General features: G+C 41.1%; 14 protein-coding genes. 6 read left to right on the forward strand and 8 right to left on the reverse strand.

All coding sequences use genetic code 11. From position 1 onward, the window contains the following. Nucleotides 1-6: 6 nt before the first annotated feature. Both C0966_RS13715 and C0966_RS13720 read right to left on the reverse strand, forming a co-directional pair. Nucleotides 7-882 carry an HAD family hydrolase gene (locus C0966_RS13715; RefSeq protein ID WP_274856309.1) on the reverse strand — a complete coding sequence of 292 codons (876 nt, stop codon included), beginning with the start codon at nt 880-882 and terminating at the stop codon, nt 7-9. A 158-nt stretch (nt 883-1040) separates the two neighbouring features. Further along, a complete protein-coding gene (locus C0966_RS13720) occupies nt 1041-1697 on the reverse strand; it encodes a DNA alkylation repair protein (protein ID WP_274856838.1) in 657 nt (218 codons plus the stop codon). A 292-nt stretch (nt 1698-1989) separates the two neighbouring features. Between C0966_RS13720 and C0966_RS13725 the strand changes: the two genes are divergently transcribed. The 5 genes from C0966_RS13725 (at nt 1990) to C0966_RS13745 (ending at nt 6992) form a co-directional block, all read left to right on the forward strand. Further along, nucleotides 1990-2586: a TetR/AcrR family transcriptional regulator gene (locus C0966_RS13725; RefSeq protein WP_274856310.1), complete on the forward strand. Its 597-nt coding sequence runs from the start codon at nt 1990-1992 to the stop codon at nt 2584-2586. Continuing rightward, entirely contained in the window at nt 2579-3433 is an 855-nt protein-coding gene (locus C0966_RS13730) for an ABC transporter ATP-binding protein (RefSeq protein WP_274856311.1), read from the forward strand. Before C0966_RS13725 ends, C0966_RS13730 begins: the two co-directional genes overlap by 8 nt. Beyond that, a complete protein-coding gene (locus tag C0966_RS13735) occupies nt 3430-4128 on the forward strand; it encodes an ABC transporter permease (protein ID WP_274856312.1) in 699 nt (232 codons plus the stop codon). The genes C0966_RS13730 and C0966_RS13735 overlap by 4 nt, the downstream gene beginning before the upstream one ends. A gap of 6 nt (nt 4129-4134) precedes the next feature. Next, complete coding sequence (locus C0966_RS13740) at nt 4135-4863, forward strand: hypothetical protein (protein ID WP_274856313.1); 729 nt, start codon at nt 4135-4137, stop codon at nt 4861-4863. A 359-nt stretch (nt 4864-5222) separates the two neighbouring features. Continuing rightward, complete coding sequence (locus C0966_RS13745; protein ID WP_274856314.1) at nt 5223-6992, forward strand: ABC transporter ATP-binding protein; 1770 nt, start codon at nt 5223-5225, stop codon at nt 6990-6992. A gap of 121 nt (nt 6993-7113) precedes the next feature. Here the strand turns inward: C0966_RS13745 and C0966_RS18695 are convergent, their stop codons facing one another. The 4 genes from C0966_RS18695 to ybaK all read right to left on the reverse strand — a co-directional run bounded on the left by C0966_RS18695 (nt 7114) and on the right by ybaK (nt 10394). Next, a complete protein-coding gene (locus tag C0966_RS18695) occupies nt 7114-7602 on the reverse strand; it encodes a hypothetical protein (protein ID WP_274856840.1) in 489 nt (162 codons plus the stop codon). A gap of 386 nt (nt 7603-7988) precedes the next feature. Further along, the gene (locus C0966_RS13755; protein ID WP_274856315.1) at nt 7989-9089 is read right to left on the reverse strand and encodes a PRK06851 family protein; all 1101 of its coding nucleotides are present in this window, start codon (nt 9087-9089) and stop codon (nt 7989-7991) included. A gap of 305 nt (nt 9090-9394) precedes the next feature. Continuing rightward, nucleotides 9395-9571 (reverse strand): hypothetical protein, encoded by a 177-nt coding sequence (locus C0966_RS13760; protein WP_274856316.1) that lies wholly within the window; start codon nt 9569-9571, stop codon nt 9395-9397. Between the two features lie 346 nt (nt 9572-9917). Further along, entirely contained in the window at nt 9918-10394 is a 477-nt protein-coding gene (gene ybaK / locus C0966_RS13765; protein WP_274856317.1) for a Cys-tRNA(Pro) deacylase, read from the reverse strand. Nucleotides 10395-10663: 269 nt separating this feature from the next. On the opposite strand from ybaK, the gene C0966_RS13770 reads away from it, so the two are divergent. Continuing rightward, nucleotides 10664-12205 carry an FAD-dependent oxidoreductase gene (locus tag C0966_RS13770; protein ID WP_274856318.1) on the forward strand — a complete coding sequence of 514 codons (1542 nt, stop codon included), beginning with the start codon at nt 10664-10666 and terminating at the stop codon, nt 12203-12205. A 152-nt stretch (nt 12206-12357) separates the two neighbouring features. Here C0966_RS13770 and C0966_RS13775 read toward each other — a convergent pair whose 3' ends face one another. Together C0966_RS13775 and C0966_RS13780 are read right to left on the reverse strand one after the other, a co-directional pair. Continuing rightward, entirely contained in the window at nt 12358-13260 is a 903-nt protein-coding gene (locus tag C0966_RS13775; protein ID WP_274856319.1) for an NAD(P)/FAD-dependent oxidoreductase, read from the reverse strand. 223 nt (nt 13261-13483) lie between these two features. Next, nucleotides 13484-14083, reverse strand: a complete 600-nt coding sequence (locus tag C0966_RS13780; RefSeq protein WP_274856320.1) for a hypothetical protein — start codon at nt 14081-14083, stop codon at nt 13484-13486. Nucleotide 14084 lies beyond the last annotated feature (1 nt).

Consider the following 14084-nt stretch of genomic DNA (forward strand, 5'->3'; position numbering starts at 1 on the left):
TTTCATTTATTTTTTGTACGCTGCCTCCTTAAGAACATCAAAAATGGCTTTGCCGACGCCGCTTTCTTCATTCGTTGCCGTTACAAAATGGCATTGTGCTTTGATATTTTCATCGGCATTTCCCATTGCTACCGATCGGCCCACAAGTTGAAACATGGAAAGATCGTTGTAATTGTCCCCGATGGCCATTGTTTCTTGCAGGGAAATGCCTCTCTCCTCAACAAATTTTTTTAAGGCAATTCCTTTCTGGGCATTTTTATCGGTTATTTCCAGGTTTTCATAACCTGAAGAGCTAACTGCAAGCCCTTCGATCTTCTCCAGCGATTGCATTGCAGCTTCCAGTCTGATTGGGTCTGTACTGAAAGCCAACAGCTTATATAGGTCATGCTCATCGTTGGTAAACAGTTTTTCATAATCATCTATTTTTTTTACAAACCCTTGATCAAGCCGATCTTCTGCAGCTTTATGAATCTTTTCGATAGGTGTATCCGGATTGGCTGTTTGAAAAATATCTGCGATGGTCGATATGGCCTTATCGGTATCTTTCGTATACATGCCCTTATTTGTATAAACCTCAAAATAAACATTGTTTTCATCAAGTGCTGCAGCAGCCTTTTGTGCCGCTGATTTGCTTAAAGGGTTTGAATCGATAATTTTTCCTTCATTCGATCGGATCTCAGCTCCGTTTACGCAAATAACAGGGCATTTTAACCCATATTGATTCAAAACGAAACTCGCTTCCTGATAGGATCGGCCCGTTGCAATGACAACTTCAATGCCTTTCTCTTGCGCTTTTTTAATGGCTGCTACATTTTCTTCAGTAACAGTCTGTCCAGCAGTCAGCAATGTTCCGTCCATATCGATTGCAATGCATTTAATCATGTTCTCACCTTCTGTTTGAAAATTTTAAAGGGGTCTGTCCCCTGATCCAGTAACGCGATAATGCGGTGACGCGTTAATATAACGGGGGTCTGGCCCCCAACGCGGTAATGCGGTAATGCGGTATCGCGTTAATACAACAGGGGTCTGCCCTCCGACTTTTATAGATATTTGCTCCCCTCTCGTACACTTAAAGGAGCGAGGCGATTGTTTTCTATAAAGTGTCTGACGGAGTCGGGATTCGTCTTCGAATATTCCCGGAGCGCCAAGCCGATCGCCTTTTGAATAAAAAATTCCTTACTTTCAGCGTTCATTTTTATATATCGATAAAGCAACTCTTCATTTGTTTTTTTCTTATATTTCAGCTGAAACAAAATAGCCGTTCTTCTCAGCCACAAATGATTGCTGCCGGCCCATTCTTCGATTGTTACCGGGATGATCTCAGGGTCATCAGCTGCAATCTTGCCAACCGCTTTTTGTGCAAGCATATCAACAGTATCCCACCAAGATTTTTCCGTAATCAAAAATTCCAACAGCTTTACGTGCTCTTTGCCAAGTTTTTTCAGCGATTTCTCGATATATGTTAGAGCTGTGTATTGATACTCTCGTTCCAGCAAATTCCATAGCTCTTTGACAAATTCAGGATAAAAAGGTTCCTTTAAAATGCCTGTTTTCTTAAAAAATTCTTTTTCTATCTGTACTCTTTCCGGCTTTTTGATCCCCAAAAAAGGAAAATGCCCTTTCATATATTTCTCCATTGCTGCAGCGTTTTCACTATTGCGGCTCAATTCCATCATTTCTTTTAACTCATTTACCATTTTGATCATATTCGATTCTCCTTAAACCGGGGCCCGGCCCCATTACGTTAATGCGTTAAAGCGATGAGGGTCTGGCCCGCGCTACGTTAACGCGTTAAACCAAAGAGGGATTGCCCCCCCTCCGCTATATATTTCCATTTTAAGATGTTTCACCTGACATTTCCAATGGAAGAGGATTTATGATTTTAGGAATAATTTGTCGAAAAATTTAATTTTACTATTTTATGGTTTTTGGTATTCTTTATATGAATAGAAAAATAAATTATTCATATATTCATAAGGTGGGAGACCGATGCGAGGTTTTACAGAACAGGAACGCGATTATATTCGCCAACAATTGCTTGAAAAAGGGAAAGAGCTTTTCTCTGTTCACGGATTAAGAAAAACAAGCATTAAAGATCTAACTGAATCAGTCGGAATTGCCCAGGGATCCTTTTATTTATTTTTTCAATCAAAGGAAGAATTATATTTTCGGATTCTTGAAAAAGAAGAAGAACAAATTAAAGAAAGCCTGTTGCATCATCTTAGCAAGCCGAAAACTCCAGAAGATTTCGCTTCCTTCCTTCTGAAAGGAATGGATCTGATTCAAGGCAACTCTTTTATACGGCGTTTATATTTTGAAGGGGACATGGAGCTGCTCGTCAGGAAACTTCCCGTTGAAACGGTCGCTTCCCATATTCAAAAAGACGATAACTTGTTAATGCCGCTTTTATATTCATGGGGTTTTTCCGGATTTGATGAACAGACAATAAGCGGGGCGGTTCGTGCATTCTTTTTAATGACGCTGCACCGGAAAGAAATTGGTAAAGACCATTACGAAAAAACAATACGTTTCCTTGCCGAGGCCATTTCAAATCAGATTTTTAAAGGCGTGAATTCACATGATTGAAGTAAAAAACTTAACTTATACATATCCCGGGAAAAATAGCCCTTCCGTAAAAGGAATTCATATGTCGATTCATAAAGGAGAAATATTCGGTCTTCTCGGCCCATCGGGTGCGGGAAAAAGCACGACGCAAAAAATATTAATCGGACTTCTGAAAGGCTACAGCGGTTCCGTCCGTGTTTTTGGAAAAGAAGTCCGCGACCTTCAATCCGATTATTATGAAAAAATCGGCGTTGCTTTTGAATTTCCTAACTTTTACAGTAAATTCAGCGCCATTGAAAACTTGCGCCATTTCAGCAGGCTGTATTCTGTTGAAACTGCTGATCCGGATGAGCTCCTTTCAATGATGGGTCTGTGGAAAGACAAGGATACAAAAGTATCAGCCTTTTCAAAAGGGATGAAAATGCGGCTGAATTTTTGCCGTGCATTATTAAACAATCCTGAAATCATCTTTCTGGATGAACCAACTTCCGGATTGGACCCGGTAAACGCAAAGATGATGCGCAACAAAATTTTAGAATTAAAAGCAGCCGGAAAAACCATTGTGATTACGACCCATAACATGCGTTTAGCGGAAGAATTGTGCGACCGGGTTGCCTTTATCGTAGACGGCGAGATCCATTTGATTGATTCCCCTAAAAATTTAAAACTCCAAAAAGGAAAAAAGACAGTAAGAATTGAGTATATGGAAGGAAACGAAACGAAAGAAAAAGATTTTCCGTTATCAACATTAAAGGACAACAGCGAATTTCTATCGTTAATCCAGTCCGGTCAGATTTTAACGATTCATACACAGGAAGCCTCACTTGAAGATATTTTTATCGAGGCTACTGGAAGGAGCCTGTTATGAGACTATTGGCAGCCATTCATACTGATATTAAGTTTCAATTCCGGAACTATCTTTACTATGCATACTTTATTGTCTGCATGCTTTATGTGGCGCTTTTATACTGGATTCCTTTTCACTGGAAAGAGCAAACAGCCATGTTTCTGTTGTTTACAGACTGTTCCTTCCTTGGATCTTTCTTTATCGGAGGAATTGTCCTTTTAGAAAAAGAACAAGGGATCTACGACCACCTTTTTGTCACACCATTGAAAATTTCCGAAGTTATATGGTCGAAAGTTATTTCTCTTGGTATTTTATCGGTTGTGTCAGGTTTGTTTATCTTTTTGCTTTCTTTCGGGTTTTCCTTGCAAATATTTTCTCTGGCAATTGGAATAGCCCTTAATTCCGTATTTGCAAGTTTATTAGGATTGATTTTTGCTGTCAGAGTCAAATCGATCAATCAGTATTTAATGATTTCCCCTTTATTCGCAACAGTCTTCTTCCTTCCCGTTTTGGAAGTGATGCATTTCTATGAATCTCCTTTGTTTTTACTTATTCCGGGAAAGGCAGGGCTTTTATTGATGGAAGGGGCCTTTCATCCGTTATCTTCTGCGGATTGGCTCTATGCGCTATGTATGTTTTGTGTCTATATTTATCTGGCATACCGGCTTGCCTACAGAGCTTTCTATCAACATATAATTTTGAATATCGGAGGCTGACCAGCCATGAAAAAAATATTGGCTCTCTCTCTTTTTGATCTGAAATACGCATATCGGGATTTTATGCTCATGGTTTCGATTCTAGCCCCTCTGTTGCTTGCTCTCATATTCCGTTTCGGAATCCCGTTCATCTTTTCTTATTTAGAGGGCCGGTTTTCGATTACATTAAAAGACTATTCCGAATTACAAGCCATCATCCTTATGATCACAGTGCCAGTCTTACTTGGGATGTTTGCAGCGTTCATCATTTTAGATGAACGGGATGAAAACGTACTAACTTTTTTAGCCGTTACCCCTCTTTCGAAAAAAGAGTATTTGGCATATCGGTTAGGGACTCCTGTTTTCATCAGCACGCTGCTATCTTTTGCGGCTCTCTTTATAGCAGGATACGCGGATATTATTTCATGGCGGACGATCCCGGTTATATTGCTGCTATCTCTCGAGGCACCGCTCGTTGCTTTGTTCGTGGCCGGAACAGCAAAAAATAAAGTTGAAGGCCTTGCAGTCGCCAAAGTAGCAAGCATTTTGCTGCTTGTGCCGCTTATGTTCGATTTTATCGAAGGACCGTGGAAGTATATCGCAGGGATGTTACCGCCATTTTGGCTTGTTGCTGCTTTCTTTTCTGCACTGCATTCAGAAGTGGATAAGTGGTTGATATTTATAGGGGTTTCTTTATGTGCCCATTTATTTTCTATATGGATTTTATTCATTCGATTTAAAAATGCCGTTTTATAGAAATTGGGGGTGTGTTTACATCCCTTTTTTGTGGAAAAGGGGCGAAGCTACGCTAACAAAAATAGAAATACCAACTTATCTTTAGCAAAATACTTGTTTAGCTTTGTAAATATTTAGAGCTTTGCTTCGCTCACACCGCCTTATTATATTGGTTATCTCTTAGAATGAAACCTATTTCCATGTTAGGTTGGGAGATTAAACTTGTGCTCGTTTTTTTTGTTTTATTGATTTTCAAGTTGCGTTAGGGTTTATGATAGAGAAAGAAAAGATTTCTATACTTTTCCCTTTTTCCAAAGAGGAAGAATAATAGGCTGCATAAGCTTTTGACATTTTCATAGCGAAAGAAGGGATTGTGCTGAATGGAAAAGAATCGTGAAATGCCTGGTAAAGAAAATTGGAAAGCTTTCTGGGGGCTGATCAATAGCGCCAGACCGCCAAAATGGATTTTTGCAGCTGCAATCATTCTTAGTTTAATAGAGACTGGCGCCGGGCTTGTCGTTCCCTGGTTTACTAAGTCGCTTGTCGACCAGATTTCCCGGTCTGCACTTGAAATGTCTGTTATTATTCTGCTTGCTGTATCATTCATTGTACAGACTATATCCTCCGGTTTTTCCTACTATTTCATGACCTATATCGGTGAGTCTGTTGTTGCGTCAATCCGGAAAATGCTCTGGAATCACATTTTATTATTGCCGATTCCATTTTTTGACCAGCATCAATCCGGCGAGACAATGAGCAGAATCACTCAAGATACGAACACAGTAAAAATGCTGATCACCCAGCATTTAATATCTTTTCTGACCGGGTTGATTTCGATCATTGGAGCGATTTCCATCCTGCTCATTATCGACTGGAAAATGACTCTTATCATGATCACCGCTGTTCCGGTTTCGATCTTGCTTCTCTGGCCTCTTGGCCAAAAGATGTACAAAATTTCGAAAGCTACCCAGGATGAAATGGCCAATTTTTCAGCGAATCTTGGAAGAGTGCTTTCGGATATCAGGCTTGTGAAAGCATACCATGCTGAGAAAGCGGAACAGGAAAACGGTGAGAAGGGGATTCGCCATTTATTTCAATTTGGTCTAAAAGAAGCGCGGATTCAGGCAATCATCTCCCCATTTATGACATTTGTGATGATGCTCGTTTTAGTCATCTTAATCGGCTACGGCGGGGTCCGTGTCGCTTCAGGCACTCTTTCAGCAGGTTCTCTTGTCGCGATTATTATCTATATGTTTCAAATTGTTGTTCCTTTTAGCCAGATGGCTGTATTTTTCACCTCATTTCAGAAAGCAATGGGTGCAACGGAGCGAATTCAAAGCATTTTATCTTTAGAGAAGGAACCTGTCGAAAGCTTGCTGCCGGTTGATAACCCTGCGCAAGACTTATGTTTTCGAAATGTTTCTTTTTCCTATAAAGAGGGTGAGCCTGTTTTAAAAAATGTGACGCTTACAATTCCTTCGGGCAAGACAACTGCTTTTGTCGGTCCGAGCGGGAGCGGCAAAACGACTTTGTTTGCGTTGCTGGAGCGTTTTTACACCCCTGAGGAAGGAGATATATTGCTCGGAGAAACGAATATTGAAAATTTTCACCTACATTCGTGGCGCAGTCAGATTGGATACGTTTCCCAAGAAAGTCCGATTATGTCAGGGTCCATTCGGGATAATATTTGTTACGGACTGGACCGAGACGTTTCAGACGAGGAAATTGAACGGGTCGCAGAACTCGCAAATGCGGCAGAGTTTATTAACAGGCTTCCGGAGGGGTATTCGACTCAAGTTGGAGAACGGGGCATTAAATTATCCGGAGGGCAGCGGCAAAGGATTGCAATTGCCCGTGCTCTTATACGCAACCCGAAAATTCTCCTTCTTGATGAAGCAACCTCAAACCTCGACAGCTCATCAGAAGTTCTTGTCCAAAAGGCGCTGCAACGGCTTATGGAGGGAAGGACCACGCTTGTCATCGCACACAGACTTTCGACCGTTGTCGATGCGGACCAAATTGCCGTGTTAGAGAACGGAACCATCACCGGAGTCGGACCCCACCATCAACTGCTCGAAAACCACCCGCTCTATCGAGAACTTGCCGAACAACAGCTGCAAACTTCGGGGGATGTCGATTCATCACGTTAATGCGTTAAACTATTGAGGATCAGTCCTGCACCGAATTAATGCGTTAATGCTTTAATTTGATGAGGGCCAGACCCCTATAAGTGGTCTGGCCCTTTGACAGGTACTTTTCTTCTTTTCTCTTCTAAAAACATTGGAACGAACGGATTCTTTGCAAGTCTGTTCCGTAGTATTCCCATCTGTTTCCTCTCCAGCGAAAACCTGATACAGATGTTCTGCCGACATAGGTTGGATAAAACCAGAAGCTGCGGCCGTTTTCTAACCAAATATAAGTATATCGGTATAAACAGCCCCTTATCGCTCCTGGGTCGACCGCCTGAAGGGAAACAGTCTGCTGTGGTGTAAACGAAGGCGGAGGCGATGTCGGCGCTCCTCCTGTTTGCTGGCCTCCTGGGAATGGAGATCCTCCTGTTTGCTGGCCGCCCGGGGATGGAGATCCTCCAAATTCATCGGAAGGATTTCCGGGGGCGCCGAACGGCGGGGATGTCGGATATCCCTGCTGACTTCCCTGGTACGGTGAACTTCCGATATCGCCGGAAGGAGATCCGGGAGTACCGAACGGCGGGAACGTCGGATATCCTTGCTGGCCCCCGGGGTACGGATAACTTCCGATATCGCCGGAAGGAGATCCGGGAGTGCCAAACGGCGGGGATGTCGGATATCCTTGCTGGCCTCCGGGGTACGGATAACTTCCGATATCGCCGGAAGGAGATCCGGGAGTGCCAAACGGCGGGGATGTCGGATATCCTTGCTGGCCTCCGGGGTACGGATAACTTCTGAAATCACCGGAAGGATATACGGCACTACCGAAAGGAGGGACTGATGAATACCCTTGATGACCGCCGGACACTGGCAGAATATTAAATTGGCGAAACCCGTCTTGAGGTGAGAAATTTGGGAAAACTGTCGGGAAATACGGATAAAAATTCAATTTTTAATCCCCTTTCAAATGTCTTACTTTGTAATGTATGCAAAACGCCTATTATGGTGAAAAAAGAATTAAACCGTAATTTCTGCCAGTCTCTTAAACTCATTTGTGATGTTGTCCGTGAGCCGGTCAACAACCGAAAAATTCATAGCTTGAACATATATTTTCTCAAGCTCATCATGTAAAGACTTTGCCAATTTTAAATACGAAGTGGCCTCTTTCATTTTGAACCTGTACTGCTTTGACAGCATTTCAATTTTGTCGGCAAATATTTCATCGGTATTTGGTTCAATAATGCTTTTATACATATCGATAATCTCGTCACCTTCCCTGCTTGGGAAGTATTCATGTGGAGCAGTGCTGTCAAAAATGCAAATGCCAAGCTCCCGGATAATGACCATATCAAGACTGTTCGGATCAAATCCACAATGATACACTTCCGCATCAAAACCGGTTTCTTCTGCTTTCGCAGCTATTTTTTTCAAAAGTGTTGATTTCCCTGAGCCGGGCCGGCCTTTAATAAAATACCTTTTCGGAACATCTTCGGTTAAATTTTGAACAAAATTAACCGCTCCTTTCGGCGTCGCGGCCCCGAGGAAACGATGCTTTACGATTGATTTCTTATTAAGAATAATGTTTCCAAAGAAATCTTCTAGAAGGGTACTGGTCAGTTTGTTTGCTTTTTCAAAATCCATATTCTCGATATAAATTTTTTCCCATTCATCGTGAATTTTTAATGCCTCTTTAAATACGGCATATGCTGATTTAAACGCCTTGCTGATGTCATTTGTAAGTTTCTTGATTTCCTCTTTTTGGCCGGAAAGAACATCTGCATCCCATGCTTCCCCTAAATTAATATAATTCTCGATCGCTCCCGGCACTTTCGGCTCAATCACATGTGGAGCCGTTCCGTCAACGATCCCTGCTTTTAACGCCGGAATGATCACACCATCAATGGAATCATTATCAGAAGAACAATGAATGTATTCAATTGTAAATCCTTTTTGAAGCCATTCTTCGCCCACTTTTTTCATTAGCGTCGATTTACCGGTTCCCGGTCCGCCTTTTAAAATAAACAAACGATTTAAATTTTGCAGATTTGATTCGAATAAGCTGTGAAAACCACGGGCTGTATTTCCGCCGGCATAGTAATTCAAGACTTTCCCCGCCACTATCAACACTCCCTCTTTTCGTTTCCTGGACTTAACTTTCATCCATTAAAATATGCATAGGTTTACAATTAGGTGAATGCCTATGCGATCATTCGTTTTACAAAAATGAAAAAGACTGATATTGGGTTTTAACCCTGTAATATCAGTCTTTTTCTTTTAAAGCATTATATGTCTTAATTTAAGTAAACATCAGGTGTTTCATTTTGAATACATTTGAAAATTAATTTCTCAAGATTCTCAAGATTTAAATCTTTTAGAGAGCTTTAATAGAGCTTAAAACATTGGTTCCAGGATATACATATGGATCACTCATACGATAGTTCTAGAACCTTTCTTAGAAATTCCTCTTCAGAAATCAAACCCAATGTTTTTGATTTTATTATCTCCTCTTCTTTATCTCGTAAATAAAATCCTTCAATTGCCAATGTTGCTTTTACCTGTTTCATTCCTTCATTCATATCAAAAACAGGACTTTCTGACAAAGGAGTTAAACCTCCCCTCATAAAATGACTTGTAATTCTATTTCTTTTCTAAATGCACGAGAGAACGTTCTATTTTTAAATTTGCCTTTTTTTACCCTAGATGGAACAGACGATTTAGCAAATTTTATTCCTTGTCCATATAATGACATAAAAAACACTCCCATTAATTATTGCAAGTCAATAAAAAGAAGTCAGTCGTATATTGTAACTTTTATTATATCATTTATCGCAATATATTTCAGAAATTGACATTTGTTTTCGTTTTTTGTATTAACAGCACTCAATTTGTTCTGATATATAGATTATAGTAGAAAAAGCCAACACCTTTTACAGGTATGAGCTAAATTTATTTTTTTAAATTAGCCAATGTCCCTTCAGTCACTGATAAAAGATCTTCAACAGCTAGTTCCATTTGCACACCGATTTTCCCGGCGCTGACAACAATGGTTTCCCATTCAGAGGCTGATATTTCAAGGAATGTTTTGTACTGCTTCTTCATGCCGATAGGTGAACAGCCGCCTCTGATATAACCTGTTAATTTTTGAATATCTTTTACAGGAACAAGGTCCACTTTCTTTTCCCCGGCGGCTTTAGCTGCTTTTTTCAAATCCAGTTCTTCGGCTACAGGGATAATGAATACATATACTTCCTTGCTTGTTCCTTGCGCTACCAGCGTTTTAAAAACTTGCCGCGGGTCTTTATTAATTTTTTCCGCGACGGAAACCCCGTCAATTTTTCCATCCTTATTGTCGTATGCAGTAGTTTGGTAATCGATTTTCTTAGCGTCAAGAATTCGCATCGCGTTCGTTTTTGTCTGTGCCATTCTTTCGTTGCTCCCTTGCTTGTTATCTTTTATTTATTTTAGCACTTGAATGAACGATTTCAAAAAGAAGGGTCTAGCCCCTACAATACTTTAAAGCGTTAATGTGGTGAGGGTCTGGCCCGCTATGCTTTAAAGCAATAAAGCACGATGTTGAATGAATAACTTTCTTAGGTAAGGGAAATAATGGTAATAGAGTGGGGAATTTGTGCATTTTGGCCTTATTGCGAGGAGGAAGATACAGGAATGCTGATTTTTGAGGAGGTAGAAGAATGGCTGAAAACTATGATGTTAGCAAAAGAATGCCTCAGTTTCCCGAACCGTATTGGAGGAAATCTGCCAATTTTCCGTCATTTGAAAAACTGAACAGTGACAGAGAAGCAGATGTGGTCATTGTCGGAGGCGGAATTACCGGGATCACTGCCGCTTATTTGCTTGTAAAAGAGGGGCTTCAAGTTGCCCTTATAGAAGCCGGGAATATTTTAAACGGAACGACCGGCCATACAACTGCTAAAATTACTGCCCAGCACGGCTTGATTTATGGTGAATTGATCAGCCACTTCGGGGAAGAGAAAGCGAAGCTTTACTATCAAGCAAGCATGGATGCACTGACATTTATAAAGAATACAGTAAAAGATCAGCAAATTGATTGTGATTTAAACGAAGAGGATGCCTATATTTATACAAACTCGAGTAACTACACGCAAAAAATCATCAATGAATTCAAAGCTTATGAAAAATTGGGGATTGACGGCGAATTCCTATCTGAAATTCCCATTCCGGTAAAAATGAAGGCTGCAATTGTCATGAAAAAACAAGCACAATTCCATCCTTTAAAATATTTATCGAGATTTGTCGAATATCTATCTCAAAACAACTGCAGCATATACGAAAATACAACAGCCGTTAATATCGAGAAAGGCGAACAGCCCGTTGTCATAACAAGAGATGGCCATAAGATCACTTGCCGGAATGTCATCATCGCTTCCCATTTCCCATTCTTTGAAAAAACCGGCGGATATTTTGCGAGGATGTATGCAGAACGCTCGTATGTTCTCGGGGTAAAAACAGAGAAAGCATATCCAGGCGGAATGTATATTAATGCTGAACAGCCGACCCGCTCTATCCGTTATGCAGATTTAGACGGGGAAAAACTCATCTTATTCGGCGGCGAAGGCCATAAAACCGGACATGCCATTAATACCATTAAACATTATGAAGCTCTTGAAGCATTTGCCGAAGAAACATTCGGCATAAAGGAAATCGCGTACAGATGGTCTGCACAGGATCTAACTACATTGGACAAAGTTCCATATATCGGACCGATTACATCAAACAATCCAAATATTTATGTCGCAACCGGTTACCGGAAATGGGGAATGACAAACGGAACGGCAGCTGCCATGTTGATTACAGATCTCATTTTGAAAAAAGAAAACCGTTATGAAGAATTGTTTACACCTTCCAGATTTAATGCTGATCCAAGCTTAAAGAAACTTATATCGCAAAATGTACAGGTTGCAAAAGATCTCATTGAAGGAAAGCTTGAACTCCCTGCAAAACACCCCGATGATTTAGGTGCTGACGAGGGAGCGGCTGTGACTGTCAATGGCAAAAGAGCCGGAGCTTACAAAGACGAAGACGGCAAGCTGTATGTTGTAGATACAACATGTACGCACATGGGCTGCGAATTAGAATGGAATAATGGGGAACGAACATGGGACTGCCCGTGCCACGGCTCGCGTTTTACTTATAAAGGAGAAATAGTCGAAGGCCCTGCGGAAGTTCCTTTAAAACAAATCGAAAATCAATAGCATTGATAATGACACGCGTAGTAGATTAAAAAAGTGCAGAGATCGACCCCTCTGCACTTTTACACTTTAAAGCAGCGCGGGTCTGGCCCTCAATACATTAACGCTTTAAAGCAGCGCGGGCCTGGCCCGCACTCCATTAACGTTTTAAAGTGTTAGTGTGTTGTTTTTAATAAACTTTTATGGATCCATATGGCTGCCTGAGAACCTTCTCCCATGGCAAGGGTGACAAGCTCTGAATGAGCAACAACATCTCCAGCCGCCCAAACATTTTGGATATTCGTCATTTTCGTTCTTGGATTGACAAGTATATGGTTGTTTTCGAGGACTTCCACCCCAAGTTGTCTTGCAAGATCGGAGCGGACCTCATTGCCTCCAAAAGCGAGAAAAGCTCGGCTGCTCATGACATTATTCCCGTCTGCAAGCACGACTCCCAGAAAATTCTCCCCATCTGCCATCACTTCTTTAATAGGAACACTCATATACTCAATATTTTTTGCTTTTAGCTTTTCTAAAATCTCTTCATCCACTTCGGCTTGTTCATGATTAATATAAATAATTTCCTTTGTCCAATACTTAAGCGTCATTGCCATATTAGCGCCCGTATTTCCCGAACCCAATACAATTGTTCGTCTATTTTTGACCTCATAGCCATCACAGTCCGGACAAACAAACACACTTACCCCAAGACATGGGAAAAGCGGAGGGAAGTTTGGAATTCGGTCTTTCACTCCTGTTGTAATCAAAAGCCTTTTTCCGGTGTATTTTCTTCCATCCTTGCCGGTCAAAACAAAATTCCCTTCAATTAATTCAGCTTTTTCAATTTTATCATCAGCAAAATGCACTCCAAAGTTTTCGGCCTGTTTTTTGCCAATCTCCCTTAGCTTCGGGCCGCTAATACGGTCCGGCCAACCTAATATATTGTTATAGCCCTTGCATAAGTTGGAGCGGCCGTCGCCGGAGTCAATGACAAGCACATTGTGATCATATCTTCCAAGCTGGATAGAGCTTTGCAGACCGGCAATTCCCCCGCCGATGATTAAACAATCGTAAATCATATGTACCTTTCCTCTCCTATCATGAAATGATTCTCCTTACTATCGTGTCCTCTTTTCCGGCCTGCAACACATCAAAAAAAACACCTATTTCTCCCGGGCCTCCGGCTCGAAGCATTCCATTTGAAGCCTGATTAAGAAAAAATTCAATTCAAATTTATAATGGTTCCTTAAAAAATAAAAAAACCAAAGACCATTGTTGGATCTTTGGCTTAAAGATGTACTTTCACTTATTCATCTGTTCAAGAAATCCTCCAAGCAGGGTATCTAGGTCGTCTTCCTCTTCTTCTTTTTCATCCTCAAAACTCGACTGTTGTTTTGCACTGTCCCAACTAAAGTTAGCTAGGTCATCTTCCATTTCATTGAAATTTTCATTCGATTCATCAAGTGATTGATTCACAGGTTCATCCGAACGTTCGTCAAGTTCAAAATCAACTATTGGTTCTTCTTCCTGCAAATACAGGGCTTGATCAATATCAGTCGCTTTGCTGTTTAACGCTGCAAGAAGAGATGTGGAACGAACCGGATCATTTATCAGGTGATAAAGAATACTCCCTAACAGAGCCTCTGAATGCTCATGTTTAAGCCAGTCCCGCTGAACTTTGCTCAGCTTCTGCGGAAGAGGAATGCTAATCATTTCCCGTTCTTTCGAAAGTGACTGGCTGACACCTTGAATTACGAATTCAGCAATTTTACTCGAAAAATTCCTCTTCTCTGTTTCTTTCAGTTTCTGGAGCTGTTTGACTATGTGGTCGGGAGTATCCGAAGGTATACGAAAGGCAATGGTTTGGCCTCTTTTAATCCCGTTTGATGATGATTTGCTCATA

Origin of the sequence: Bacillus methanolicus, from assembly GCF_028888695.1 — a bacterium.
Lineage (GTDB): Bacteria > Bacillota > Bacilli > Bacillales > Cytobacillaceae > Bacillus_Z > Bacillus_Z methanolicus_B.

Coding starts and splice junctions, on each gene's coding strand:
- C0966_RS13715 (WP_274856309.1), bottom strand. CDS start 882: ATGATTAAATGCATTGCAATCGATATGGACGGAACATTGCTGACTGCT.
- C0966_RS13720 (WP_274856838.1), bottom strand. CDS start 1,697: ATGGTAAATGAGTTAAAAGAAATGATGGAATTGAGCCGCAATAGTGAA.
- C0966_RS13725 (WP_274856310.1), top strand. CDS start 1,990: ATGCGAGGTTTTACAGAACAGGAACGCGATTATATTCGCCAACAATTG.
- C0966_RS13730 (WP_274856311.1), top strand. CDS start 2,579: ATGATTGAAGTAAAAAACTTAACTTATACATATCCCGGGAAAAATAGC.
- C0966_RS13735 (WP_274856312.1), top strand. CDS start 3,430: ATGAGACTATTGGCAGCCATTCATACTGATATTAAGTTTCAATTCCGG.
- C0966_RS13740 (WP_274856313.1), top strand. CDS start 4,135: ATGAAAAAAATATTGGCTCTCTCTCTTTTTGATCTGAAATACGCATAT.
- C0966_RS13745 (WP_274856314.1), top strand. CDS start 5,223: ATGGAAAAGAATCGTGAAATGCCTGGTAAAGAAAATTGGAAAGCTTTC.
- ybaK (WP_274856317.1), bottom strand. CDS start 10,394: ATGGCACAGACAAAAACGAACGCGATGCGAATTCTTGACGCTAAGAAA.
- C0966_RS13770 (WP_274856318.1), top strand. CDS start 10,664: ATGGCTGAAAACTATGATGTTAGCAAAAGAATGCCTCAGTTTCCCGAA.
- C0966_RS13775 (WP_274856319.1), bottom strand. CDS start 13,260: ATGATTTACGATTGTTTAATCATCGGCGGGGGAATTGCCGGTCTGCAA.
- C0966_RS13780 (WP_274856320.1), bottom strand. CDS start 14,083: ATGAGCAAATCATCATCAAACGGGATTAAAAGAGGCCAAACCATTGCC.